This is a genomic window from Flavobacterium sp. (genome assembly GCF_049590715.1).
Lineage (GTDB): Bacteria > Bacteroidota > Bacteroidia > Flavobacteriales > Flavobacteriaceae > Flavobacterium.
The window spans coordinates 1-1,659 of the sequence record NZ_JBAWDL010000280.1; the positions used below are offsets into that span (position 1 = coordinate 1).

Here is a 1,659-nt window from a genome sequence, read left to right on the forward strand (position 1 = left end):
ATTTCCAGTTTGTTGATTCACAGGAATGGGTAAAAATTACGTGCCATTCCCCTTAGTCAACGCTGTCAGCGTTTAGAACGCTGGCAGCGTTAAAAGCAAAAAGGGTAGGCTTCCTTTCCGAAAGCCCACCCTCACAACTGATTAACAAGATAGTGGTTAGATCTCTACGCCCCCGCTGACATTCTCAAAGGAAATCTCGCCGGAGGGGTCTAACTCCATCATAATGACGGCGTCCTTGGCCACCTGCCCGCTGAGGATTCCTTTGGACAGTTCGTTCAGGATGCGGCGTTGTAGCACCCGCTTGAGCGGACGGGCCCCGAACGCGGGATCGAAACCTTCTTCCCCCAGTTTGGTCAGAGATTCCTCCGTGGCGTCGAGGGTGATACCCTGTTCGGCCAGCATTTTCTGGATACCCTTGAACTGAATATCCACAATCTTACGGATGTTTTTCTGAGTCAATGGTTCAAAGAGCACGATCTCATCAATACGATTGAGGAACTCGGGACGTACCGAAGCTTTCAATAAATCCAGCACCGCCTGTTTGGTTTCTGCCATGATCAGGGTATGGTTCCATCCTTCGTCCTCGGCAAATTTCTCCTGAATAATATGACTCCCCATGTTGGAGGTCATAATGATGATCGTATTCTTAAAATTGGCAACCCTACCTTTATTATCGGTCAGGCGCCCTTCATCCAGTACCTGCAATAGTATATTCCATACATCGGGATGGGCTTTTTCAATCTCATCCAGCAAAATCACGCTATACGGTTTCCGACGTACCGCTTCGGTCAGCTGGCCGCCTTCGTCGTAGCCCACATAGCCGGGAGGTGCTCCCACCAGACGACTTACGGCGTGGCGCTCCTGGTACTCGCTCATGTCGATGCGCACGATGGCATTCTCATCGTTAAACAGGTACTCGGCCAGGGTTTTGGCGAGCTCGGTCTTACCTACCCCCGTCGGCCCGAGGAAGAGGAAGCTACCGATGGGCCGCCTGGCATCCTGCAAACCCGCCCGACTCCGACGTACGGCGTCAGAAACCACTTCTATGGCTTCGTCTTGCCCAGCCACGCGCTGGTGCAATCGATCTTCCAGGTGCAGGAGTTTCTCGCGGTCGCTCTGGAGCATTTTCTGCACGGGAATTCCGGTCCACTTGGCTACCACTTCGGCAATATCCTCAGCGCCGATCTCTTCCTGCATCAGGCGGCGGTCACCTTGTGATTTCTGTAAAGTGTCCAGTTTCTGCTGAGCTTCGGGAATTCGTCCGTAGCGAATCTCAGCTACCTTGCCAAAATCCCCGGCCCGTTCGGCCTGCTCAGCTTCCAGGCGCAGCTGATCCACTGACTCTTTGAGCCCCCGTATTTCATTCACCGCACCTTTCTCATTTTCCCATTCGGCCCTGAGGGCATCGCGCTCTTCGCTCAGGTCGGCGATTTCCTTGTTCAATACGGTTTCTTTCTCCCGGTTGTCCTCCCGACGAATGGCCTCACGCTCGATCTCCAGCTGCATGATGCGGCGGTTCAGCTCGTCCAGTTCCTCGGGTACGCTGTCCATTTCCAGGCGCAGCTTAGCCGCGGCCTCGTCCATGAGATCGATGGCCTTGTCCGGCAGGAAGCGGTCGCTGATGTAGCGGTTCGACAACTCCACGGCGGCAATCACAGC

1 protein-coding gene is annotated in these 1,659 nt (G+C 54.3%); it reads right to left on the bottom strand.

Annotated features, from left to right (window positions below; all coding sequences use genetic code 11):
- Positions 1–156: 156 nt before the first annotated feature.
- Positions 157–1,659, bottom strand: a 1,503-nt coding sequence (locus tag WBQ70_RS12605; protein ID WP_423914808.1) for an AAA family ATPase, incomplete at its 5' end; no start/stop codon positions are given.